This window comes from Kitasatospora sp. NPDC018619 (assembly GCF_044391605.1).
In the GTDB taxonomy this organism is placed as follows: Bacteria; Actinomycetota; Actinomycetes; order Streptomycetales; family Streptomycetaceae; genus Kitasatospora.
In genome coordinates this window covers 68,695-91,175 of the sequence record NZ_JBISAI010000011.1, presented here as the reverse complement: position 1 = coordinate 91,175, position 22,481 = coordinate 68,695, and the positions used below count along the sequence as shown (strand labels likewise).

The following is a 22,481-nucleotide window of genomic DNA, read 5'->3' as shown; positions in this document are numbered from 1 at the left end:
AGGGCGTACCCTGGCCTCATGCACGGCACCGTCCCCCTCCAGCCCTCGCTGTTCGACGACACGGACCACGGCGGCATCCGCCTCGGCCCGCTCGACGGCCTGCGGCGGCAGCAGCTCGGCGACGGCGCCTGGCTCGACCTGCTCCCGGGCTGGCTGCACGGGGCGGACGCCCTGTTCGAACAGCTGGTCGCCACCGTGCCCTGGCGGGCCGAGCGCCGGGCGATGTACGAGCGGACGGTCGACGTCCCGCGCCTGCTGGCCTCCTACCCGGCGCACGCCGAACCGCCGCACCCCGTGCTCGGCCTGGCCCGGGCCGCGCTGAGCGACCACTACGCCCGGGAGCTGGGCGAGCCGTTCCGCACCCTCGGGCTCTGCTACTACCGGGACGGCCGGGACAGCGTGGCCTGGCACGGCGACCGGATCGGGCGCGGCGCCCGCGAGGACACCATGGTGGCGATCCTCTCCGTCGGCGAGCCGCGCACCCTGGCGCTGCGGCCCCGCTCCGGCGGGCCCACCGCCGTCCGCCACCCGCTCGGCCACGGGGACCTGGTGGTGATGGGCGGCTCCTGCCAGCGCACCTGGGAGCACGCGGTCCCCAAGACGGCCCGCCCGGTGGGCCCGCGGATCAGCATCCAGTTCCGGCCGCACGGGGTGTCCTGAGGCGTGCCCGGCCACCGCCTCGCCCTTGCCTGCCGCCCCCTCGCCCACCTCGCCCTTGCCGGCCGGCTCCTCGCCCGCCGCCCGCTCGCCCGCCGCCCGCTTGCCGGCCGCCCGCCGGGCGCGGAGGCTGGCGGGTGGGGCCGGTGGCGCTCGGGCGCCCGGGCCCACCTGGAGGGCCGTATGCCGAAACCGGGCACCTACCACGCCGGAGTCCCGTGCTGGGTCGCGCTCACCGCCCCGGACACCGCACGGGCCCAGGCCTTCTACGGTGCGCTGTTCGACTGGGAGTTCGTCCCGACCGGCCCCGCCGAGGCGGTGGCCACCCGGTACGGCGTCCAGGTCGCGGCTGTCGAACGGGCCCGGCCGGACGACCCGCCCACCGCCTGGACCACCTTCCTCGCCTGCCCCGACCCGCTGCGCACCGCGGCCGCCGTCCGGGCCGCCGGCGGCCGCCTGGCCCGCGGTCCGTACGAGGTGCCCGAGCAGGGCCGCGCCGTGCTCGCCGTCGACCCGCTGGGCGCCCGTTTCGGGCTCTGGCAGCCCGGCACCATCGACGGGGCCGGGCTGGTCGACGAGCCGGGGGCACTCGCCTGGAACGAACACCTCTCCCCCGACCCCGACGCCGCCCGGGCCTTCTACCGCCGGGCCGTCGGCTACACCTACGACCGGCCGAGGGCGGGCCACGCCCTCGCCCGGGCGGCCGGGCGGCCCGCGTGCAGCATCGGCCCCTGCGCTCCGGGAGCCGGGGCGCGCTGGCTGGTCCACTTCGCGACCGAGGACGCCGACCGCGCCGCCGACCGGCTGCGCGCCCTCGGCGGCACCGTCCGCACCGGGCCGGCCCCGACACCGTTCGGCCGGGCCGCCCTCGTCCTGGACGACGCGGGCGCGGAGTTCGTCCTGGTCGCCGTCCCGGGCCGCGGCTCCGCGGCGGCGGCCTGAGTCCGGGGCGCCGAGGAACTCCGGGGCCTCCGGGCGGCGCCGGAGCCGCTCCTGCGGCCCCGTCAACTTGCCTCTCGGGTAACACCGTTAGGTGCCGGACCAGCCACGGGAGCGGCCGGACCCGCCGGGCCGGCCGTCCGTCGCGACCGCTACCGTGCTGGCATGAGTTCCTTCCTGCGCGCGTACCTGGTCGATCCCGCGGAGCTCCGCGCCCGCGTCGGCAGCGGCAACGACGGGGCGGTCGAGGAGGCCCTCGCGTACTTCGGTCCGTCCCTGGACAGGTCCGACGAGCACTTCGCCGACGAGATCGCGCAGGGCGCTCCGACCGCCCTGGAGGCGCTGCGGGCCGTGGTGCACGGCGGGCCGTTCTCCGAGGACGAGGACCACGCCTTCCAGTACGGCTACGCGTACCGGCGGCTGTGCTGGCTGGTCGGGCAGCCCCTGGAGGTGGACTCCTTCGGCCCGTTCCGGGGCAACTGGCTGGAGGTGGTCGACGAGGGCCTGGAGGCGTACGGCGTCACCGCCGTCTCGGTCGCGGACTTCCAGTACCGCGGCGGCCTGCCCGCCGGGCTGCCCTCCTGCGACGTGCCGTCCTGCGGCACCTGGTCGGCCGAGGACTGCCGGACGGCCCTGGAACGGTTCGAACGGGCCGAGTGCGAGGGCCGGGCCCCCGCGCCGGAGCGCGAGGTGGCCGAGGCCGTCGCGGAGGTGGTCGGCTGGCTCCGGCTGGCGCGGCACCGGGGGGACGGCGACATCGTCGGCTTCGTCTCCTGAGCCGGCCGGGCTCCGCCCCGGAACGCCCGCGGGAGTCCCGGACGACACGGGACTCCCGGGTGCTCCCCGGCCGGCGCGGCTCAGTCCTTCACCGCACCGGCCAGCCCGGAGACCAGCTTGCGCTGCACCGCGATGAAGAAGATCAGCACCGGCACGGTCATCAGCGTGGACGCCGCCATGATGCCGCCCCAGTCGTTCTCGTCCGGCTTGAAGAACACCAGAAGCGCCGAGGGCAGCGTCTGGTTCTGGGTGGCGCTGATGATGAAGGTCTTGGCGAAGACGAAGTCGTTCCACGCCGCGATGAACGAGAACACGCTGGTCGCGGCGAGGCCCGGCGCCACCAGCGGCAGCAGGATCCGCCACAGGATGCGGGTCCGGCTGGCCCCGTCGATCTGCGCCGCCTCCTCGATCGAGACCGGGACGGCCGCGACGAAGCCGCGCATCATCCAGATCCCGAACGGCAGCGAGAACGCCAGCTGCACCAGGACCAGCGAGGCCAGGGTGTTCAGCCCGATGCCCGGGGCGAACCGCCCGGCGTCGCGGAACATGAAGAACAGCGGGATGGTCAGCGCCTCGACCGGGATCATCTGGGCGATCAGGAACATCACCATGATGGTGGTGCGGAACCGGAACCGGAACCTGGTCACGGCCACGGCCGCCAGGAAGACCACGACCGCCGACAGCACCACCACCGACAGCGCGATCACCAGGCTGTTCCCGAAGTAGCGGGCGAAGCCGTCCACGCTGAGCACCTGGCGGAAGCTCTCCAGCGTGGGGTGGGCGGTCCAGGGGCGGGGTTCGAGCGACTGGATCTCGCCCTTGGGCTTGAAGGCCGAGAGGACCATCCAGAAGATCGGGAAGGCGGTGACGACGGCCAGTACGATCGCGCCGGAGTTGGCGGCCAGCCGCCACCGGCCGCGGGTGTTCCGGGCCGGCTTCACGGCCGGGGCCTTCACCGGGGGGTTCACCGGGCTCACAGTTCGTTCCCCGTCCGTCGCAGGGTGCGGATGTACAGGACCGTCGGGATCACCAGGATCAGCAGCATGATCACGCCGATCGCCGCGCCCAGCCCGTACTGCGAGGAGGCGAAGGCCTTCTGGTACGCGTACACGTTGAGCACCAGGTTCTGGCCGGCGATGCCGCCGCCCTCGGTCATCACGTAGATCTGGGTGAAGACCTTGAAGTCCCAGATCACCGACTGGATCACCACGATGGTCAGGATCGGCCGCAGCATCGGGGCGGTGATCCGGCGGAAGGTGGTCCAGGTGTTGGCGCCGTCGAGGGCGGCCGCCTCCATGATCTCCTCCGGGATGGCCCGGATGCCCGCGTAGAGGGTGACCATCACGAAGGGGAAGGAGTGCCACACCACCACGGCGCCGACGATCAGGAACGCCGTCCACTTGTCGTAGAACCAGTTGAACTCGTGGAAGCCGGAGAGCCCGAGCCCTTCCAAGGTGTGGTTCACCAGGCCGAGGTTGGTGTCGAACAGGAAGCTCCACACCGTCGAACCGGTCATCGCCGGCGCTGCCCAGGCGGCCATCGCCGCCGTGGTCAGCACCAGCCGGGGCCACCGGCCGACCTTGGTGAGCAGCACCGCGAGGGCGGCGCCGACCGCCAGGGTGGCGACCACGCAGAACGCGGCGAAGCCGATGGTCTGGAACAGCACCGTCCAGAACTGCTCGTCCTGGAGGATCTTCGTGTAGTTGCCGAGGCCGACGAAGGAGGTCGGGGCGCCGCCGGAGGCCTGGGCCTGCCCGAAGTCCAGGACGGACAGCAGGCCGAGCTGGTAGATCGGGTAGGCGACCAGCGGGATCAGGATGACCGCGGCCGGCAGGAGCAGCAGCAGCGGGGGCCGCCGGCGCCGGCCGCCCGGGGGTGCGGCCGGCGCCCTGCCCGCACGGCGCCTCTGCGGGGAAGGCGGCGCCGGGGCGGTCGAGGTGGATACGGACACGTGCGGGACCTGCTCTCTGAGACGAACCGGGAGGGGGCCGTCCGTACCCGGCCGGTGGCCGGCTTCGCGCGCCGGCTCAGGGGTGGCTCTGCGGGGTGGCTTCTGCGACGGGTGGCTCTCGGGTGGGGCTGCGGGACTGCGGGGCTCCGGAGGCGCCCTGAACCGGCGCCGGGTGGGCGCCGGGGGGCGCGGGGAGGGCCCCGGCCGGCGGCAGCGCGCTCGGTGCGAGCCGCGCCGCCGCCGGCGCTCGGACGTCGGTGCGCTCGGTCACCGGTGCGCTCGGTCACCGGCGTGCTCGGTCACCGGCGTGCTCGGACGCCGGCGTGCTCGGCCGTCAGTGCGCGGCGAAGGCCGAGGAGATCTGCGCGGCGGCGTCGGCCGAGGCCTTGGCCACGTCCGCCTTGCCGGTGACGACCTGCTGGACCATCGTCGGGATCACCGCCTGGGCGTCGATCTGCGCCCACGCCTGGTCGAGCGGGACGAACCTGGTGCCCGCCGCGATCGTGTCGGTGAAGGGCTTCAGGAACGCGTCCTTCGCCGCGACCTTGCCGCTGACGGACTTGAGCGTCGGCAGGTTGCCCATCGCGTCGTACATCTGCTCCTGGTACGCGGGGCTCGCCAGCAGCTCGGCGAACTCGACGGCCAGCGTGCGGTGCTTGGCCGCCTTCATCACGCCCAGGTTGTTGCCGCCGGCGAAGGCCGGGGCGATCGAGCCGGGCTTCTCGCCGGGCAGCGGCACCACGCCGTACCGGTCCTTGACGGCGCCCGCGTCCACCTTGCTGCGGTTGGAGTTGAGCAGCACCGCCATCGCCGACTTGCCGGCCGCGAACAGGTCGACGGTCTTGCCGCCGGTCAGGTCCGCGCACTGCTGGGCGGGGCAGCCGTCCGCACCGAACAGGTCGGTGTAGCGCTTGAGCCCGGCCTGCGAGGCCGGCGAGTCGATGGCCGCCTTGAACTTGGCGCCGTCCTTGGTGGCGATGTCGCCGCCCGCGTCCCAGACGAAGGGCAGCGCGGCGAAGGTGTACTTGCCGCCGACGGCGATGCCGAAGGTGTCCGGGTGCGCGGCGTGGATCTTCTGGTTGGCGGCGACCAGCTCGGCGTAGGAGGTCGGCGGGGCCAGGCCGGCCTCGGTGAACAGGTCGGTGCGGTAGTACAGCGCGCGCACGCCGACCCACCAGGGCAGGCCGTACGTCTTGCCGTCCACCACGGCGGTCTTGGCGATCGCCGGGTCGAGGTCGCCCTTGTCCTGCCACGCGTCCAGTTCGGCGGTGATGTCGGCGAGGCCGCCCGCGGCGACGTAGCCGGGCAGGTCGGTGTTGCCGAACTCGACCAGGTCGGGGGCGCTGTTCGGGTCGTTGAACGCGCCCTTCATCTTGGCCGCGCGGGCCGAGGCGTCGGTGTCGATGTAGCTGACGTTGACGGTGACGCCCTGGTGGGAGGCCTGGAACTCGGTGACGGCCTTGGTGACCACGGCCTCCTTGGCCGCGTTGCCCGCCTCGTTGTACAGCCAGACCTGGAGGGTGCCGGTCCGGTCGTCGCCGGCCTTGGCGCCGGCCGGTGCGGCGGTGCCGGGGGCGCAGGCGGTGGCGGCCAGGCAGCCGGCGGCGAGGACGACGGCCGCGGCGGTCCGTCCGATGAGTCGCATGGTGGAGACCTCCCCTCCCGACAGCTGCCGCCGAGACGTCCGCCCCGCCTGGGACGGGCACGTCGAAGCAGGCCCTGACCGGGGCCGATGGTGGGTGAAGTAGTGGGGGTACGGCAGGGCGCAGCGCTCGGGTGGGGCGACGTCGCCTGCTCGATGGCAGGGACGTTAGGCGGGGGCGATCGGCGCCAACAAGGGGGAGTTGGTGAAAGTTTTGCAATGCACAACGTTGTATCGAAGATGCGGCGATCCGGCGTCGAACGGGTACGTTCTGACAACCGCCGCCGACCTGCGGGGGAACACCGGCAGAACGACACCAGGGAACGGACCCATGACGGAGACGGCGCCCAAGAAACCCGCGACCGAACGCAACCAGTCCTCCTCGCTGCGCCGGGCGCTCGCCGTCCTGGGCTACGTCCGCGACCACAGCGACGGGCGCGGCGTCCCGCTCGCCCAGCTCTCCGACGGCCTCGGCCTGAACAAGAGCACCGTGCTGCGGCTGGCCGGCCCCCTGCTGGACGAACACCTCCTCGACCGGGACCGCGAGACCGGCTGGTTCCGGCTCGGCCACGGCTCCCTGCGGCTCGGTCAGGCCTACCTGACCACCCTCGACCTGCGCAGCGTCGCCGCCGAGCACCTGCGCCGGCTCCAGCGCGAGGCGGGCGAGACCGTCCACCTGACCGTCTGGCAGGCCCCGGGGATCGTCTACCTGGACAAGGTCGAGGACGAGACCAACGTCCGGATGGCCTCCCGGGTCGGCAGCCGGGCCCCCGCCTACTGCACCGCCACCGGGAAGGCGATCCTCGCCTGGCTGCCGGAGGAGGCGGTGGCCGAGGTGGTCGCGGCCGGCCTGCGCCCGGTGACCGCCTGGACCATCGCCGACGAGCCCCGGCTGCGCGCCGACCTCGCCCGCATCCGCGCCCGCGGCTACTCGATCGACGACCGGGAGAACGAGCCCGAGGTCCGCTGCGTCGCCGCCCCGATCTTCGACCACACCGGCGAGGTGACGGCCGCCCTGTCCGTCTCCGGCCTCACCTCGCGGATGACCGCCGCCCGGGTCCGCGCCCTCGGCCCGGTGGTCGCCCAGGTCGGCCTGCGGATCTCCCGCGAACTGGGCTCCGACCGCCAGCCGTCCTGACCGCCGGCCGCCCTGGGCTCCCCCTCCTGAGCGGCCCGCCGCCCCACCGGCCCCCCTCAGGCGCGCCCCGCCAGGCCGTAGCCCCGCTCCAGGGCTTCCAGGTCGCGTTGCAGCGGCGGGTGCGGGACGGCGAGGACGGGGCAGGTGGCGTGCCGGACGCAGTAGGCGGCGACGGAGGGGTGCACCAGGCGGGCGAGGCGGCCGCGCTCCCGGCCGGCGCCGAGGACGAGCAGGTCCCCGGGGCGGTCGGCGCACCGCACCAGGGTGTGGCCGGTGTCGCCCCGGACGGTCTGGCAGCGCAGCCGGACGCCCGCGTACTGTCCGGCGAAGGCCTCGTCGAGGGCCTGCCGGAGCCGGGCGACGGCGGCGGCGCGACCGGCGTCGACGACCGGCGGGCACGGGCTCCGGCGGTAGCCGAGTTCGTCGCCGGGCGGGATCCAGCAGAGCACCGCGAGCACCTCGGCGTCCGTCCTGCGGGCCTCGGCCACCGCGTGGTGCAGGGCCGCGAGGCTGCCGAGCGAGCCGCTGACGCCGACCACGATCCGCCCCTCGTCCGCACCGCTGTCCGCCATGGCCCGCCCTGCCTCTCCGTCCACCGCCCGGGTGTCCCGTACGGCGCACGGGACCGGGCCGACCGCGCCGGCCCGCTCCCCAGCAAAGCGGTCCGCACCCCTGCGGGCCCGGCCCGTTGACGCGCCCCTGACGCGGAGCGGGCCCGTCCGTACGCGCCCCTGACGCGGCCCGGCCACCGTGCCCGGCGCGCTCACGCCTCCGGCGGCTCCGCCTCCCACAGGTCCGCGAACATCCGGTCCAGGTGCTCCTCCCCGACCGGCGGGACGGGCAGCGGGTGGGCGGCGCGGGCGCGGAAGCCGTCGAGCAGGAGCGCGAGGTAGCGGCGCCAGAGGTCGGGGCGCAGCTCGGTGGCGGCGGGCAGGGCGCGGCAGAGCGGGCCGAGCAGGAAGAGCAGGTCCATGGTGACCACGTCGCGGCGCATGGTGCCCTGGTCCTGGGCGCGGGCGATCAGGGTGCCGACGGTGGCGGCGTGCTGCCGGCTGATCTCGATCATGCCGGGGATGGTCGGGATCGCCTGGGTGACCAGGTCGTTGATCCCCCGGTCGGCGGCGACCAGTTCGAAGATCCGCCCGAAGTACCGTTCGAGGCCGCTCCAGGCGTCCTCGGCGGCGAGCGCCTCCTCGCCCGCGGCGGCCAGCTCGCCCCCGGCGTCCGCGAACACCTCGCCGATCAGTGCCTCGCGGGTCGGGAAGTGCCGGTAGAGGGTGGCGTTGCCGACGCCCGCCTCCTTGGCGATCTGGTCGAGCGGCACGTCCAGGCCGTGCCGGGAGAACATGTCGCGGGCGGCGGCGAGCAGGAGGTCGCGGTTGCGCTGCGCGTCCCGCCGGAGCCGCCCCGGGGGGTTCGCGCTGCTCGGTGGTGCCATGCCCACGACCCTAGCAAGCGCCGGGCCGGGCCCACCCGGGCCTGCCCGCCGTCCCCGCCGGAGTGGTCAACTGCCCTGTGAGGCCGCCGAGATGAATGCCGCGCGGGCTTGGGAGGCCCGCCGGCACCACGGGGGAGGCAGGACGATGGCCACGGTGACGGAGCTGCGGTACCACCACCCGGTGAAGGGCTGCGCCGGGGTGACGGCCGCGCAGGCGGAGCTCACCCGGGCCGGGCTGGCCCACGACCGGGCGTTCATGGTGGTGGACGAGGACGGCGTGTTCCGCTCCCAGCGCAGGGACGCGGCGCTCGCCACCGTCCGCCCGGCGGTGGCGGAGGACGGCCGGTCGCTGGCGCCGGCCGCCCCGGGGACGGAGCCGGTGACCGTCCCGGTGGCCACCGAGGGGGCGCGCCGCGCGGTGCGGCTGTTCGGTGCACCCTTCCTCGGCATCGACCAGGGCGAGGAGGCCGCCGACTGGCTCTCCGGGGTCCTGGGCGCGCGCAGCCGGTTGGTCCGGGTGCCGCCGGAGCACGACCGGGTGACGGACGGGCTGGTCCCGGGCACGTCGGGGTACGCGGACAGCTGCGCCGTGCACCTGGTGTCGCGCTCCTCGCTGGAGCGCTTCAACGAGCTCTCCGGCGTCGAGCCGGTGCCGACGGACCGGTTCCGCCCGAACCTGGTGGTGGACGGCTGGCCCGAGCCGCACACCGAGGACCTGGCCCGCCGGATCGAGGTGGGCGGGGCCGAACTGGGCCACGCCAAGCTCGCGATCCGCTGCGCGGTGACGACGGTGGACCAGACCCGCGGCGCCAAGGCGGGCCCGGAGCCGCTGCGGACGCTGGCGCGGTACCGCCGGGCGGCGGCGGGCGGGGTGGCGTTCGGCAGCAGGTTCGCGGTGCTGCGGCCCGGCGCGCTGCGGGTCGGGGACGGGCTGGCGGTGGGCGCCTGGGGGCCGTCCGAGCTCTGAGCCCGGAGCGGGCGGGAGCGGCGGACGGGGCGGCGGGTGCCGTGACGGCCGCAGGTGCCGCAGATGCCGCACGTGCCACACCTGCCGCACGGCGGTGGCCTCGGCGGGGAAGCCGGCCGGGGCCACCGTCGTACGGGAGCGTCCGGGGACGTCGGGACGCCGGCGGGCAGGAGCAGGAGCAGGGGGTCAGGGCGTCAGCAGGTCTGGTCGATCAGGAAGAACGTGGCGTAGTGGTCGCCCGTGTAGTAGTCCTCCTGGCTGGCCTGTCCGGTCACGATCCGGCGGGCGCCGCGGGTCGGGGAGCCCGGGGTGATGACGGTGTACTCGTGGTAGTAGCCGTAGGACTCGCTGGGCAGGACGCCCTCCCGGTTCTGGAAGACCACCCCGTCCTGGGAGTAGGGGAACGGCCCACCGGCGGCGATCAGGTCGAGGGTGTCGGCGGCCTGCGGCGGGAGGGCGGTGAGGCAGACCGAGCCGCTCACGTCGGCGTGCGCCTGGGTGGCGACGGCGACCGGGGCGAGGGTCATCAGAGCGACGGCGGTGGCGGCGGCAGCGCGGGACTTCCACGCGCGTAGAGTGCGAGACATGCCCCTCAGTCTGGCGGGACGCCGTCAACTCCGGAAGCCCTCCGAGAAACTATTAACCAGTGAGTAACTCCCCTTTACCTGCGGAGACTTGAGCCGTACCCCGTCCTGCGGCCCACCCCGCCGGAGCCGCCCGCGCAACGCCCACGAACCGCCCGTCCGGCGCAGGGGTCGACCGCCGTCGAACTCATGTCGGAGCTGTCCCGCCCGGACGGCGCCGCATAGAGTGCCGCGTGACGCGGCGGCTCCCGGCACGGCCGGAACGATCTCTGACGGGGTGGGCATGGGTACGGTCTCGGGCACGGCGCTGACGGCCCACCAGCTGATCGGGCTGCTGGTCGATCCGGGCGGCTTCCGCGGCTGGGACGGGCCGCCGGCGGCCGGCGGCTCCGCCGACCGGACCGCCCCCGACTACCGCGCCTCCCTCGACCGCGCCCGCGCGCGCACCGGGCTGGCCGAGGCCGTCCTCACCGGCCTCGGCCTGGTGGACGGCCGGCCCGTCGCCCTCGTCGCCTCCGAGTTCGGCTTCCTCGGCGGCTCGATCGGTGTCGCCACCGCCGAACGGATCACCCGCGCCGTCGAGCGCGCCACCGCCGAGCGGTTGCCACTGCTCGCCCTGCCGGTCTCCGGCGGGACGCGGATGCAGGAGGGGTCGGCGGCCTTCCTCTGCATGCTGCGGATCACCGCCGCCGTCCAGGCGCACCGGGCCGCCGGCCTCCCGTACCTCACCTACCTGCGCAACCCCACGATGGGAGGGGTCTTCGCCTCCTGGGGCACGCTCGGCCAGCTGGTCCTGGCCGAGCCGGGCGCCCGGCTCGGCTTCCTCGGCCCGCGCGTGTACGAGGAGCTGCGCGGCGTGGAGCTGCCGCCGGACGTCCAGCGGGCCGAGACGCTGGCCGGGCAGGGGCTGGTGGACGCCGTCGTGCCGCCGCAGGAGCTGCGCGAGCTGCTCCGCCGCACGCTGGCCGTCCTCGCCGCCGCCCCGCCGCCCCCTGCCCCCGGGACTGCACCCGGGCCCGCTCCCGCCGCCGGTTCCGCGCCATCCGTACCCGCGCCGTCCGTACCCGCGCCGTCCGTACCCGCGCCGTCCGTACCCGCGCCGTCCGTACCCGCGCCCGGGCAGCCGGACGCCTGGGACTCCGTCCGCCGCACCCGCCGCTCCGACCGTCCGGGCGCCCGCGAGCTGCTGCGGCGCACCGCCGAGGAGCTGGTGCTGCTGGACGCCCCCGGCGGGCGCGACGGCGCACTGGTCCGGGCGCTGGCCCTGCTCGGCGGCCGGCCCGTGGTGGTCGTGGGCCAGCAACGGCAGACCCCCGAGCACGAGCGGCCCTTCACCGCCGCCGACCTGCGGGCCGTACGGCGCACCGCGCGCCTGGCGGAGCAGCTCGGGCTGCCGCTGGTCACGGTCGTGGACACGGCCGGTGCGGAGCTGTCCGCCCGGGCCGAGCTGGACGGCATCGCGGTGGAGATCGCCCACTGCCTGACCACCCTGCTCGCACTGCGCACCCCCGTCCTGGCCGTCCTGCTCGGCCAGGGCTCGGGCGGCGGGGCACTGGCGCTGCTCCCGGCGGACCGGGTGATCGCCGCCGAGCACGCCTGGCTGGCGCCGCTGCCGCCGGAGGGCGCCTCGGCGATCGTCCACCGGGACGGCGCGCACGCCGCCGAGCTCGCCCGCTCCCAGGGGATCGGGGCACGCCACCTGGCCGAGGTCGGGCTGGTCGACGAGGTGGTCCCGGAGCGGCCGGACGCCGCCGAGGAGCCGGAGGCCTTCTGCGCCCGGCTCGGGCAGGCGGTCGGTGCGGCGCTCGGCGCCCTGGCGGCGACCGGCGAAGGGGACCGGCTCGCCGCCCGGGCCGCCCGGCACCGGCGGTTGGGCGACCTCCGGTAGCCCGCCGCTGCGACCTCCGGCGGCCCGCGCCCGCGACGGTCGGTAACCCCGCGGCGGTGTGGCGCCGGTCTCAGCACGCGCTTGATCGTCTGAACCCACCGTGCTGCCGCCGGGCCGGAGCGTGACGCCGACCGGGGCCCGCACGGTGAGTGCGCTCACACGTGATCAAGACCGACGACGGACGGTAGTAGACGCCCGGCCGGCGCCCGCCCCGCCGCCGCACGGCCCGCGTTCGTCCAGCTCACGCCCCGTGGGTCCTGCCCCACCCGGCGGCCCCTTCGATTCCACGGCCGCCCCCTGGGTACGACCGCGGGTCGTACCGAGGGGGTCTTGGCGACGGCGGTCCCGGTCTGCCAACAATGGCTCTCGTCGTCAGCCACACCGGCTCCTGTCCCGCCGGTGAAGGCTTACTGCCGAGTCACTCCCCGTGACCGTTACGGCCCCTGTCCGGCCGTGGTCCCGGGCGGGGAGCGACCCGGCCCAACCTGATTGAGGTCCTGTTCTTCATGCCCGCTTTCAAGCTCCGTATGCGCACTTCCGCCGCCATCCTCGCCGGCGCCGCCGGTCTGACCGCCCTGGGCGCGGGTGTCCTGCCCGCCACCGCGAACGCCGCCACCGCCTCCCCGCAGGCCATCGCCGCCCAGATCGTCCCGGCCAACCAGCTGGCGTCGTTCAGCCAGATCATCGCCCACGAGTCCAGCTGGAACGTGACCGCGACCAACGCGAGCTCGGGCGCCTACGGCCTGGCCCAGGCGCTGCCGGGCTCCAAGATGGCCTCCGCCGGTGCGGACTGGAAGACCAACCCGGCCACCCAGATCAAGTGGGCGCTGGACTACATGAACACCCGCTACGGCAGCCCGAACGCCGCCTGGGCGTTCTGGCAGAACCACCACTGGTACTAAGCCGACCCCGTCGGCCCACCGAGCTCCGACCGTCACCTGACCACTCCCCCTCACCCCGGGGGTCGGACAGGGGCCACCGGGGTGCCCGAGAGGGCCCGGACCCGCGCGATCCGCGTGGTCCGGGCCCTCTCGCGGTTTCCGGGCCCCCGGGGCGCGTCGTACGGGCTACAGCTCGCCGGTGAGCCCGAGCAGCTCGCGCATCCGCGCGTACTTGGCGGTCAGCCGCTCGGCGGTCGCCGGGTCCAGCGAGGCCAGGCGCGCCGGATCGGAGTTGTGCGCCAGGTCCGCGCGCTTGACCAGCAGCGCGCCCGGCGTGGCCAGGATGCGCGCGGTGTACTGCTCGACCGGCTCGTCCGGGCGCCGGGTGAGGGCGTCCACGATCGCCTTGGTCTCCTCCGGCAGCGCGGCCCCGGCCAGCCACTCGCGACTCAGCCGGTCGTCCTCCACGGCGTCGTGCAGCCAGCCCGCCGCGATCTGCGCCGCGCTACCGCCGCGCGCCGCCGTCCCGTGGGCGACGGCCGCGATGTGCTCGGCGTACGGGTGGCTGTTCTTGTCCAGCTGCCCCCGGTGGGCCCGGCGCGCGACCGCCTCCACCTCGGACAGGCTCAGGTACTGGTCCTCCATCGGCTCATCGTAGGCCCGGGCGGGAGGTGCCGCCGGGTCGGCCCGGGGCGGTGGGCCCGGGGACCCGGCGGCGACGGCGGGCCCGGGGACCCGGCTCGGACGGCGGGCCCCGACGGCGGGCCGGCGGATCGCCGCCGGGCGACGTGTTCGCGACAGACCCGTCGGCCGCGCCCTCGACGGCCACTGGTTTACTGCCCCGGGGGTTCATGGGCTTCGGGGGGTCACCGCGCTCGGGAGTCGGCGCCCCCGGCGGGAGACCCCCGCCGCACCGGCAGACCCGTCCGAGCGATCCGAGGAACCATGCCAGCCCTGCACCCGCTGCTGTCCGCCTTCCTGCCGATCTGGGCGCTCACCGGCGTCGGCTACGTGGTCGGCCGCAGCGGGCTGCTCGGGCCGCAGGCGGAGACGGTGCTCAACCGGTTCGTGTTCCACGTGGCGATGCCGGCCGCGCTCTTCCTGATGATCGCCCGCACTCCGCTGGACCGCTTCGCCAACGCCTCGATGCTCGCCTTCATGGCGGGCACGCTGGTCACGACCGGCCTGGGGCTGCTCGCCGGCCGGCTGCTGTTCCGGCGCAAGCCCGGCGAACTGGCGGTCGGCGCGATGGCCGCCGGTTACGTCAACTCGGCCAACCTCGGCATCCCGGTGACCATGCAGGTCCTCGGCGACGCCTCCTTCGTCGCGCCCGCGGTGCTGTTCCAGATCCTGGTGATCACCCCCGCCGTGCTGGCCGTCCTGGACAGCGGCGCGGCCGGCCGACGGGCGCTGCTCACCCTGCCCGCCCGCAACCCGATCCTGCTGGCCACCGTCCTGGGGGCCGTCGTCTCGGCGACCGGTACGCACCTGCCCGGCGAGCTGAACCGTTCCTGCGAGCTGCTCGGCGGCGCCGGCGTGCCGACCGCGCTGATCGCCATCGGCATGTCGCTGCACAACCGCCCGCCGGCCGACAGCCGGCCCCGCCGCGCCGAGGTCGGGCTGACCGTCGCGCTCAAGACCCTGGTCCAGCCGCTGGTCGCGCTCGCCGTGGCCGGGCCGGTGCTCCGCCTGCCCGCGCACCAGCTGCTCACCGTGGTGCTGTTCTCCGCGCTGCCCACCGCGCAGAACGTGTACACCTACGCCCGCGAGTACCAGCAGGGCACCGCCCTCGCCCGGAACGCGGTGCTCTGGTCGACGCTGGTCTCGATGGCGACGCTGTCGGTGATCAGCTGGACCCTCGGGCCCGCGTAGGTCACCTCTCCCGGGCGGCCGCCACCACTGCGGACATCGCCTCCAGGAAGCGCCGGGCGGTGTCCAGCTCGCCCGGCTCGAACCGCCCCATCGCCGCGACCAGGCCACCGATCAGCCCGCCGAAGAAGCCCTCCCCCAGCTCCATCGCCCGCTCCTCCACCAGCAGCCGCACCCGGCGCCGGTCCTGTGGGTCGCGCTCGCGCCGGATCAGCCCGAGCCGCTCCAGCCGGTCCACCAGGCCGGTGGTGCCCGCCGAGTTCAGCCCCAGCGCCTCACCGAGCCGGCCCGGGGTGACCACCTCCCCGGCCCGGGCCGCGTCCAGCAGGTGGATCAGCGCCCGCAGGTCGGTCGGGTGCAGACCGTTGCGGGCCGCGAACTCGGCGCCGAACAGGTCGAGTTCGACCGTCAGACCACGCAGCAGATGGACGAGCCGCATCGGCTCGGCGACCTCGGACACCCTGTCGTCCTTCCTGGGGAGGGCATGTGCGACTATTCTCTCGGCCAGCGAGATACTTGCCCAGCGAGAGACTTGCCGGGCACGGTCCCTGCTCGCCGGGTGGTCCGCCGCTCCGGCCGCCATCACACCACACCCGCGGAGGCCCTGATGTCCGCCCGCACCGCTCCCTTCCTCGCCGCCTACGACGCCCTGCTCGCCCGCTGGCCCGTCCCGGTCGAGGCCCTCACCGTCCGCACCGCCCACGGCACCACCCGGATCAACGCCTGCGGTCCCGCCGACGGCCGCCCGGTCGTCCTGCTCCACGGCGGCGGCGCGACCTCCACCCTGTGGTTCGCCACCGCCGGCGCCCTCGCCGAGGCCGGGCACCGCGTCCTCGCCGTCGATCTCATCGGCGACCCGGGCCGCAGCGTCCACGACGGCACCGCCCTCGACGGCGTTCCCGGCCTGCTCGGCTGGCTGGACGCCGTCCTCGACGGGCTCGGCGTCCCCCGGGCCGACTTCTGCGGCCACTCGTACGGCGGTTGGATCGCCCTGGAGTACGCCCTGCACGCGCCCACCCGGGTCGGCCGGCTCGTCCTGCTCGACCCCACCCAGTGCTTCGGCGGCTTCCGCCCCGGCTACCTGCTGCGCACCCTCCCCCTCTTCCTCCCCCGCCGCACCCCGGCCCGCGCCCGCGCCTACCTGGACTGGGAGGCCGGCAGCACCTCCGGAGCCGACCCCGACTGGTGCGAGCTCTACGCCCTCGGCTACGCCGACTTCCCCGCCTCGCCCGTCATCACAGGCCCCCGCCCCTCCCCCGACCGCCTCCGCACCCTCACCGCCCCCGTCCTCGCCCTCCTCGCCGCCCACAGCCGCGCCCACGACCCCCACCACATCGCCCGCGCCGCCCGCACCGCCCTCCCCGGCGCGGAAGTCGCCATCCTCCCCGGCGTCTCCCACCACGCCCTCCCCACCGCCACCCCCCACACCCTCAACCCGCGCCTCACCGCCTTCCTCACCCCCTGAAGCCGGGCCACCACCCCACCCCGCGGAGAAAGTCGGCGCATCCGACTTCTGACGCACGCCACACACCACCCGGCAGCGCCAGCTCCGCACGCGGGGGCGTCCACAGCACGCCGAACGGCGACGCCCCGCACAAGAAGTCGACCCACCCGACTTCCCACGCCAGCCACACCCGCCGGGCAGCCACACACAGAAGTCGACCCACCCGACCTCCCACGCCAGCCACACCCGACCGGGTAGCGCCAACCGGTCACAGCAACGCCGGACGACAAGCCACACGGCACGCAGGAAGTCGACCCATCCGACTTCCCACGCCCCAGCGCCCCGCACCAGACAGCCACCACCCCACCCACCCCACACAGGAAGTCGGCCCACCCGACCTCCCACGCACGCCGCACCCGACCGGGTAGCGGCGGTTACGGACGCGGGGTGTTGGGCCGCAAGGTGCCAGCGGCGTACGTAGCGTGGCGGGATGACCGAGAGCTCGCGGACCGGCGGCGCGGCACGGGTGAGTGCGGCTCATGTGATGGCGCCGGCGGTGGTGTTCGCCATTCCGGTGCTGAAGCTGGCGTGGACGCTCGGAGGCGGGGACGCCGCTCGGGACGCGCTGCTGGCGATGGGGCCCGCGAACTGGGTGGACGTCGTCATCGGGATGTTCTTCGCCGAGCCGGTGATGGCCGTGGTGCTGGCGGCGGTGCTCGCCCACGTCGGCTACGCCTACCGGGCCGCCCACGGCGGAGCCGCCCGGCACCAGGGGCGGGCCCTGGTGGAGACGGCGGCGCGGGCCGCGATCGTGCCGGGGGCGCTGGGCGTGGTGGTCGGGGCGTTCAACGGGCTGTGGTGGGGCGTGGCCGCGGGCGTCCTGGGGTACCTGCTGCGGCTCGGCGTGGTGGCCGAGTACCGGACGGGCGCGCGCTCCGTCACCACCGGCCGCCGCACCGGGCGCCCCGCCGCGTCCTTGGCGCCCCGGGTCGTCGACGCGCTGCGGGGCGCCGCGCTCCTGCTCTCCCTGGTCGTGCTTCCGGCCCTGGCGGTCGTCGCCGCGCTCGACGGCCGGTCCTGGACCAGCGTCCTGAGGTGCGACGTCGACACCGGCACGGGCCCGCAGCGCGCCCGGCTGGTCGAGCTGGACCGCCAGGCACCGGGCGTCGTCGGCTGGGACGTTCCCGCCCACCAGGTGGTGAGCGGCACCAACTGTGCCACCGACCCGGACGACGTCCTCCGGGCCCCCTGGTGGCGCGCCGACTGACCCTCCCGGCCGCCGAGGCGCCGAGGTGGGATCAGTAGATCAGGTAGTTCGGGCGGTGCCCTTCGTCGTCGATCTCCCCGGTGGCCTGGGACCGCAGCATCCGGGACAGTTCCTCCAGGGCCCGGGAGGCCGCGACCTCCTCGCCGATCCTGGCGAGCGGGCGGTCGTCCGCGCTCTTCACGGACTCGCCGTGGGCGCTCAGGCCGGGTGCCCGGGCGCCCGTCAACCTGGCCTCACACGCCGTGTGCACGCCGTCTTCCTCGAAGCTCAGCTCCACGTCCCACTGGTTGTGCATGCCACACCTCCTGGCGCCGGCCCCCGTCGCCGCCTGTCCGGACCGGCACGGACGGTGACCCGTGGCGGCCGCTCACACCAGCGTGCGCCTGCCCGGCCGATGGCGGCAAGCGCTGCCGGACGGGCCCCGCGCCCCGCCGCGCCGCGCGGGTGCCGTGCGACCGGCCCGTGCAGGGGCCCGGCGGTAGGCTGACGGGAGCGGCCGCGATGCCGACCCGCCCCTCGGACCCGTCGGCGCGGCGCGGGCAGCGACAACCTGGTGGTCCCTCCGTGGCGGTCTTCCTCCTGGCTCTCAGTGCGGCCTGCTGTCTGGGGCTCGGCTTCGTCCTCCAGCAGCACGCGGCGCAGCAAGCCCCGCGCTCCGACCTGCTGCGCTGGCGGCTGCTGCTGGACCTGATGCGGATGCCCCAGTGGTTGCTCGGCACGGGGTTCATGGTCAGCGGGCTGATCCTTTCGGCGCTCGCGCTCAACCAGGGCGAGGTGTCGCTGGTCGAGCCGCTGCTCGCCACCAATCTGATCTTCGCCATGGCGCTGGCCCGGGTGTTGACCCGTCAGACCCTGGGCCGCTCCGGCTGGGCCGGGGTGCTGTTGCTGGCCCTGGGGGTGACGGCCTTCATCGTGGCCGGGCGGCCGACCGGCGGCGGGCCACCCGCCGGGGAGCTGCGGCACTGGCTCGTGGTCGGCACCGTGACCGGGCTGGTCGTGCTGCTGGTCTCGCTGGCCCGGCGGCTGCCGCTGTTCGAGGAGGCGACCCTGCTGGCACTCGCCGCGGGCCTGCTGTACGGCCTCCAGGACGCGCTGACCCGCACCACCACCCAGCGTCTCGACCACGAGGGCCTCGCCGCGGTGCTGCGCAGCTGGCAGCCGTACGCGGTGGTGGTGGCGGGGGTGGTCGGGCTGCTGCTGGTGCAGAGCGCCTTCGAGGCCGCACCGCTGCGGATGTCCCTGCCCGCGCTGACCGCCGCCCAGCCGCTGTCCGGGATCGCCTGCGCGGTGGGCTTCCTCGGCGACCGGCTGCGGGTGACGGCCGGAGCGTTGGCCTGGCAGTCGGCCGGGCTGCTGGCGATCGTGGTCGGCGTGATCGTGATCGGGCGCCACCCGGCGATGCCCGGTACCGTCCGGGACACCCTGGAGGGCATCGGGGCGTCCCCGGAGGACACGGCGGAGGAGACACCGGGAGACGAGCGGGGCGAGCCGGGCGAGACGGACGAGTCGAGCGGCGGACCGGCGGAGGGATCCGCCGACGACGACGGCCGCCCCGGGAGCACCGGCTAGGCCGCGATGTGCTGGAGCGCCCAGGCGGACGCCGTGGCCGGTGGGCTGGTCACGGTCGTGGGCGTGGCCTGCCTGGCCCGCGCCCGCCGGGCCGGCCGGCCCGAGCGCCTACCGCTCGCCGCGCTCCCCCTGGTGCTCGGCGTGCACCAGCTGATCGAGGCGCTGGTCTGGCTCGGTACGGACGGCGGGCTGCCCGACGGCCTCGCCGGCGCGGCCCGCACCGCCTGGGCGGTGATCGCCCTGCCGCTGCTGCCCGTGCTCGTCCCGGCCGCCGTGTGGTGCGCGACCGACGGACCGCGCCGACGGGTGCTCGCCGCGCTCGTCCTGCTCGGCGCGGCGGTCGCCGTCCCGCTGGCCGTGGCCGTCGCCACCCACCCGGTGACGGCCACCGTGCACGGCCACACCCTCGACTACGCGATCGGCGTCCCGTACCCGGTCCCGCTGCTCGCCGGCTACCTCCTCGCCACCGTCGGCTCCCTCCTGGTCAGCGGCGACCGGCTGCTCCGCCACCTCGGTCTCCTCGTCGGCGCGGGCACCCTCGCCTGCGCCCTGCTCTGGCACCTCGCCTTCGTCTCCACCTGGTGCGCCCTCGCCGCCCTGGCCAGCCTGCTGCTGTTCCGCTGGGCGGGCCGCCGCCCGGCGAGGGCTCCCACCGCGGCCGCCGACCGGGCCGGCTAGGGCATTTCTTTCCGATCATCGGGCCGTTGGCCTGGTCGTACCGTTGACTGACGCGCAGTGGGTGCGGACAGAGCCGTTGTTGCCGGACCGGACGCCGAGGCGGGGAGGGCGGTGGCGCGATCACCGGCAGGTGATCGACGCGATCGCCTGGAAGTTCCGGACCGGCTCGCCGTGGGTGCACCTGCCGGCCGGGTACGGCTCCTGGAAGGGCGTCCACACCCGGCTTAGGAACCGGGCGATCGACGGAACCCGGGCGCGGGTCTTCACCGCCCTGCTCGCCCGGGCCGACGCGGAGGGGGACCTGGACCGGGTCGTCTCGGTCGACTCGACGATCGTGCGAGCGCCCCAGAGTGCGGCCGGGGCCGCGCCAGAAGGGGCCCCTGCCGACGAACCCGACCACCACGCCCTCGGACGCTCCCGCGGCGGGCTGACCACCAAGATCCACCTTGCCACCGACGGCCGCTGCCGCCCGCTGTGCTTCCACCTCACGCCCGGCCAGGCCGGCGACGCGCCCGCGTTCGAACACATCATGGCCGCCCTGCGCGTTCCCAGGCCGGTCGGACGCCCGCCGGCCTTCGACCGTGAGGCCTACAAGCAGCGCAACACCGTCGAGCGCTGCACCAACCGCCTGAAGACCCGGCGCGGCCTGGCCACCCGCTACGAGAAGACCGCCACCGTCTTCCAAGCCGGACTCCACATCGCCGGCATCCTCATTTGCTCCGCCCGCTGATCCAAAAGAAAGGACCTAGCCGCAGGATGCTGGTTCCGGCTCGGCGCCCGCGGCGCCCCTGTGCCCGCGCAGGCGGTCCATCTCGCGCCACTCGGAGCGCAGCCCGGCCACGGTCGTGGTCGCGAAGTAGAGGCCACCGGCCGCGACCAGGCTGGGTGTCAGGCCGATGCCGGCGACCGCCGCACCGGCCACCAGCCCGCCCAGCGGGATGCCGGCCCAGGCGAGGGAGTCGCTCAGGGCGTGGACGCGGCCCAGCAGCCGGCGGGGCACCCGCTCGAAGAGCACCGCGCCGAGGATCGGATTGAGGAAGCCGGAGCCGAAGCCGCCGACCGCGAAGACCATGAGCACCAGCCACATCGGCGCGCCGAGGGCGAGCACCAGGAAGCGCGGGGCGCCGCAGAGCAGGAAGCCGGTGAAGAAGACCGTGCGGCGGGGCAGCCGGGAGGCGACGGCCGCCGCTATCAGGCTGCCGAGGACCGCGGTGGCGCCCATGACGGCGGCGGCCAGGCCGATGGCGGCCGGCCCGTTGCCGGACTCCCGCGCCCAGACCGGGAGGAGGACGGAGACGAACCCGGCGTCGATCAGGTTGGTGATGCCGATCATCACGATCACGGCGAGCAGCAGCGGCTCCGCCCGCAGGAAGGTGAAGCCCTCGCGGAACATCCGCCAGTAGCCCGCGGGCTGCTGCTCTCCGGACGGGCCGGTGGCCGCGGCGGGCACGGCCGGGCGCCCCATGCCGCGCGGGAGCGCGACCGCGACGACCAGCGACCCGAGCGCGAAGGTGGCCGCGTTGACCGCCACGCCGGCCAGCGGGCCGACCAGGGCGACCAGCCCGCCGCCGACCGCCGGCCCGACGGTGGAGGCCAGCCGCTCGGTGACGCCCGACAGCCCGGTGGCCCGCTCCATGGGGACCCGGGCGCGGTCGGCCGCCTCCGGGACCATGACGGACTTGGCCAGATCCCCCGGGCCGCGCATCGCGCCGATCACCGCCACCACCGCCAGCAGCGCCCAGAACGGCAGCAGCCCCCGGGCGTACAGCAGCGGGACCAGCCCGGCCGCGACGGCGCTGACCGCGTCCGTCGTCCAGGACACCACCCGCGGCCCGAGCCGGTCCACCAGCGGCCCGGTCAGCGCCTTGACCGCCACGTACGGCGCCATCTCGGCGAAGGCGACCAGGCCCGTCATGGTGGCGCTGCCGGTGGTGGCCAGGACGAACCAGGGCAGGGCGATGGCCGAGACGCGGGTGCCGGTCACGGAAATGACCGTGGCGGTCAGCACCCCGGCCAGCGGGCGCAGGCTCCGCTCGGGAGCGTCGACGGCGGCGGTGGTCACGCGGGGCCCTCCTCGGTCGTGGTGGAGCTGGTGTCCGGCAGGACGTGGACGATCACCGAGACCTGCTCGGTGCCCTCCGGAACCGGCCCGCCGTGGTCGATCTGCCGGTAGCGCCGGACCACCTCGAACAGCTCGCCGGACAGCCGGTCGGCCTCGGCGGGCGTCAGCTGGAGGACGCGGTCGCTGAAGTCCGTCACCCGGCGCCACTCGCGCGGCATGGTCTCGAAGGCGTCCAGCGCGCGCTGGGCGGTCAGGGTGTGCGCGGCCAGGACGGACCGCAGGAAGCCGACGGCCGTGTCGAGCTCCTCGTCCGCCACGTCGTCCACCGTCCAGACCGTCAGCGGCTGGGCCGAACGCCACCACCGCTCGCGGGCGTTGCCGCGCTCGGCGTCCTCCTCGACGAAGCCCGCCGCGGCGAGCTGGCGCAGGTGGTAGCTGGTGGCCCCGGAGTTCAGCCCCAGCCGCGCGGCGAGCCTCGTCGCCGTGGACGGGCCGTGCTTGCGCAGCAGCCCGACCAGCTGCATGCGCACGGGGTGCGCCATCGCCCGCATGTTCTTGGCGGTGATGGCGATGTGCGGGTCGTCGCTGTGCTTCCAGCCGCGTTCTTCGGTCATGGTCAGGAGACTAGGACCGCAAAGACTTCTTTGCAAAGGATTTTTCGCGAAGATTTTTTTGCGAAGGTCTCCTTGCGGTTCATCGGTGTGCAGTAGGCCGCGCCCCGCCGCCCCGC

24 protein-coding genes are annotated in these 22,481 nt (G+C 75.1%); 13 read left to right on the top strand and 11 right to left on the bottom strand.

Annotated elements, in window-relative coordinates; translation table 11 throughout:
• Positions 1 to 18 precede the first annotated feature (18 nt).
• The 3 genes from ACH5AR_RS19075 to ACH5AR_RS19065 all read left to right on the top strand — a co-directional run bounded on the left by ACH5AR_RS19075 (position 19) and on the right by ACH5AR_RS19065 (position 2,373).
• Positions 19 to 660: an alpha-ketoglutarate-dependent dioxygenase AlkB gene (locus tag ACH5AR_RS19075; protein WP_396302584.1), complete on the top strand. Its 642-nt coding sequence runs from the start codon at positions 19 to 21 to the stop codon at positions 658 to 660.
• Positions 661 to 840: 180 nt separating this feature from the next.
• On the top strand, positions 841 to 1,599 hold the full coding sequence (locus ACH5AR_RS19070; protein ID WP_396302583.1) for a VOC family protein: 759 nt from the start codon (positions 841 to 843) through the stop codon (positions 1,597 to 1,599).
• Between the two features lie 162 nt (positions 1,600 to 1,761).
• Positions 1,762 to 2,373, top strand: a complete 612-nt coding sequence (locus tag ACH5AR_RS19065) for a hypothetical protein (protein WP_396302582.1) — start codon at positions 1,762 to 1,764, stop codon at positions 2,371 to 2,373.
• Positions 2,374 to 2,453: 80 nt separating this feature from the next.
• On the opposite strand, the gene ACH5AR_RS19060 is transcribed toward ACH5AR_RS19065, so the two are convergent.
• The 3 genes from ACH5AR_RS19060 to ACH5AR_RS19050 form a co-directional block, all read right to left on the bottom strand.
• A complete protein-coding gene (locus ACH5AR_RS19060) occupies positions 2,454 to 3,341 on the bottom strand; it encodes a carbohydrate ABC transporter permease (RefSeq protein WP_396302581.1) in 888 nt (295 codons plus the stop codon).
• 5 nt (positions 3,342 to 3,346) lie between these two features.
• On the bottom strand, positions 3,347 to 4,324 hold the full coding sequence (locus ACH5AR_RS19055) for a carbohydrate ABC transporter permease (protein WP_396302580.1): 978 nt from the start codon (positions 4,322 to 4,324) through the stop codon (positions 3,347 to 3,349).
• A 334-nt stretch (positions 4,325 to 4,658) separates the two neighbouring features.
• Positions 4,659 to 5,969, bottom strand: coding sequence for an extracellular solute-binding protein (locus ACH5AR_RS19050; protein ID WP_396302579.1), 1,311 nt, complete (start codon positions 5,967 to 5,969; stop codon positions 4,659 to 4,661).
• A gap of 328 nt (positions 5,970 to 6,297) precedes the next feature.
• Between ACH5AR_RS19050 and ACH5AR_RS19045 the strand changes: the two genes are divergently transcribed.
• Positions 6,298 to 7,104: an IclR family transcriptional regulator gene (locus ACH5AR_RS19045; protein WP_396302578.1), complete on the top strand. Its 807-nt coding sequence runs from the start codon at positions 6,298 to 6,300 to the stop codon at positions 7,102 to 7,104.
• Positions 7,105 to 7,160: 56 nt separating this feature from the next.
• Here the strand turns inward: ACH5AR_RS19045 and ACH5AR_RS19040 are convergent, their stop codons facing one another.
• On the bottom strand, positions 7,161 to 7,676 hold the full coding sequence (locus ACH5AR_RS19040; RefSeq protein WP_396302577.1) for a universal stress protein: 516 nt from the start codon (positions 7,674 to 7,676) through the stop codon (positions 7,161 to 7,163).
• 191 nt (positions 7,677 to 7,867) lie between these two features.
• Positions 7,868 to 8,542 (bottom strand): TetR/AcrR family transcriptional regulator, encoded by a 675-nt coding sequence (locus tag ACH5AR_RS19035; RefSeq protein ID WP_396302576.1) that lies wholly within the window; start codon positions 8,540 to 8,542, stop codon positions 7,868 to 7,870.
• Positions 8,543 to 8,687: 145 nt separating this feature from the next.
• Here ACH5AR_RS19035 and ACH5AR_RS19030 point away from each other — a divergent pair, with 145 nt between their 5' ends.
• Complete coding sequence (locus ACH5AR_RS19030) at positions 8,688 to 9,509, top strand: MOSC domain-containing protein (protein WP_396302575.1); 822 nt, start codon at positions 8,688 to 8,690, stop codon at positions 9,507 to 9,509.
• Between the two features lie 194 nt (positions 9,510 to 9,703).
• Here the strand turns inward: ACH5AR_RS19030 and ACH5AR_RS19025 are convergent, their stop codons facing one another.
• Positions 9,704 to 10,096: a ribonuclease gene (locus ACH5AR_RS19025; protein ID WP_396302574.1), complete on the bottom strand. Its 393-nt coding sequence runs from the start codon at positions 10,094 to 10,096 to the stop codon at positions 9,704 to 9,706.
• 280 nt (positions 10,097 to 10,376) lie between these two features.
• On the opposite strand from ACH5AR_RS19025, the gene ACH5AR_RS19020 reads away from it, so the two are divergent.
• Together ACH5AR_RS19020 and ACH5AR_RS19015 are read left to right on the top strand one after the other, a co-directional pair.
• The gene (locus ACH5AR_RS19020; protein WP_396302573.1) at positions 10,377 to 11,981 is read left to right on the top strand and encodes a carboxyl transferase domain-containing protein; all 1,605 of its coding nucleotides are present in this window, start codon (positions 10,377 to 10,379) and stop codon (positions 11,979 to 11,981) included.
• 527 nt (positions 11,982 to 12,508) lie between these two features.
• Positions 12,509 to 12,883, top strand: coding sequence for a transglycosylase SLT domain-containing protein (locus ACH5AR_RS19015; RefSeq protein ID WP_396302572.1), 375 nt, complete (start codon positions 12,509 to 12,511; stop codon positions 12,881 to 12,883).
• A 165-nt stretch (positions 12,884 to 13,048) separates the two neighbouring features.
• On the opposite strand, the gene ACH5AR_RS19010 is transcribed toward ACH5AR_RS19015, so the two are convergent.
• Positions 13,049 to 13,507 carry an HD domain-containing protein gene (locus ACH5AR_RS19010; RefSeq protein ID WP_396302571.1) on the bottom strand — a complete coding sequence of 153 codons (459 nt, stop codon included), beginning with the start codon at positions 13,505 to 13,507 and terminating at the stop codon, positions 13,049 to 13,051.
• Positions 13,508 to 13,807: 300 nt separating this feature from the next.
• Here ACH5AR_RS19010 and ACH5AR_RS19005 point away from each other — a divergent pair, with 300 nt between their 5' ends.
• On the top strand, positions 13,808 to 14,734 hold the full coding sequence (locus ACH5AR_RS19005) for an AEC family transporter (protein WP_396302570.1): 927 nt from the start codon (positions 13,808 to 13,810) through the stop codon (positions 14,732 to 14,734).
• A gap of 1 nt (position 14,735) precedes the next feature.
• Here the strand turns inward: ACH5AR_RS19005 and ACH5AR_RS19000 are convergent, their stop codons facing one another.
• Complete coding sequence (locus ACH5AR_RS19000) at positions 14,736 to 15,170, bottom strand: MarR family winged helix-turn-helix transcriptional regulator (RefSeq protein WP_396302743.1); 435 nt, start codon at positions 15,168 to 15,170, stop codon at positions 14,736 to 14,738.
• Between the two features lie 168 nt (positions 15,171 to 15,338).
• Here ACH5AR_RS19000 and ACH5AR_RS18995 point away from each other — a divergent pair, with 168 nt between their 5' ends.
• Positions 15,339 to 16,196, top strand: a complete 858-nt coding sequence (locus ACH5AR_RS18995; RefSeq protein WP_396302569.1) for an alpha/beta fold hydrolase — start codon at positions 15,339 to 15,341, stop codon at positions 16,194 to 16,196.
• 469 nt (positions 16,197 to 16,665) lie between these two features.
• Positions 16,666 to 17,442: a hypothetical protein gene (locus ACH5AR_RS18990; protein ID WP_396302568.1), complete on the top strand. Its 777-nt coding sequence runs from the start codon at positions 16,666 to 16,668 to the stop codon at positions 17,440 to 17,442.
• Positions 17,443 to 17,473: 31 nt separating this feature from the next.
• Here the strand turns inward: ACH5AR_RS18990 and ACH5AR_RS18985 are convergent, their stop codons facing one another.
• Positions 17,474 to 17,737 carry a dsRBD fold-containing protein gene (locus ACH5AR_RS18985; protein WP_396302567.1) on the bottom strand — a complete coding sequence of 88 codons (264 nt, stop codon included), beginning with the start codon at positions 17,735 to 17,737 and terminating at the stop codon, positions 17,474 to 17,476.
• A gap of 269 nt (positions 17,738 to 18,006) precedes the next feature.
• Here ACH5AR_RS18985 and ACH5AR_RS18980 point away from each other — a divergent pair, with 269 nt between their 5' ends.
• From ACH5AR_RS18980 to ACH5AR_RS18970, 3 genes are read left to right on the top strand one after another with little or no spacing between them, the layout of a single operon-like run.
• Positions 18,007 to 19,011, top strand: a complete 1,005-nt coding sequence (locus ACH5AR_RS18980; protein WP_396302566.1) for a DMT family transporter — start codon at positions 18,007 to 18,009, stop codon at positions 19,009 to 19,011.
• Between the two features lie 6 nt (positions 19,012 to 19,017).
• Entirely contained in the window at positions 19,018 to 19,689 is a 672-nt protein-coding gene (locus ACH5AR_RS18975; protein WP_396302565.1) for a DUF6629 family protein, read from the top strand.
• A gap of 31 nt (positions 19,690 to 19,720) precedes the next feature.
• A complete protein-coding gene (locus ACH5AR_RS18970; RefSeq protein WP_396302742.1) occupies positions 19,721 to 20,419 on the top strand; it encodes an IS5 family transposase in 699 nt (232 codons plus the stop codon).
• Between the two features lie 15 nt (positions 20,420 to 20,434).
• Here ACH5AR_RS18970 and ACH5AR_RS18965 read toward each other — a convergent pair whose 3' ends face one another.
• Both ACH5AR_RS18965 and ACH5AR_RS18960 read right to left on the bottom strand, forming a co-directional pair.
• Positions 20,435 to 21,751: an MFS transporter gene (locus tag ACH5AR_RS18965; RefSeq protein WP_396302564.1), complete on the bottom strand. Its 1,317-nt coding sequence runs from the start codon at positions 21,749 to 21,751 to the stop codon at positions 20,435 to 20,437.
• Positions 21,748 to 22,365, bottom strand: a complete 618-nt coding sequence (locus tag ACH5AR_RS18960; protein ID WP_396302563.1) for an ArsR/SmtB family transcription factor — start codon at positions 22,363 to 22,365, stop codon at positions 21,748 to 21,750. The genes ACH5AR_RS18965 and ACH5AR_RS18960 overlap by 4 nt, the downstream gene beginning before the upstream one ends.
• Between the last annotated feature and the right edge of the window lie 116 nt (positions 22,366 to 22,481).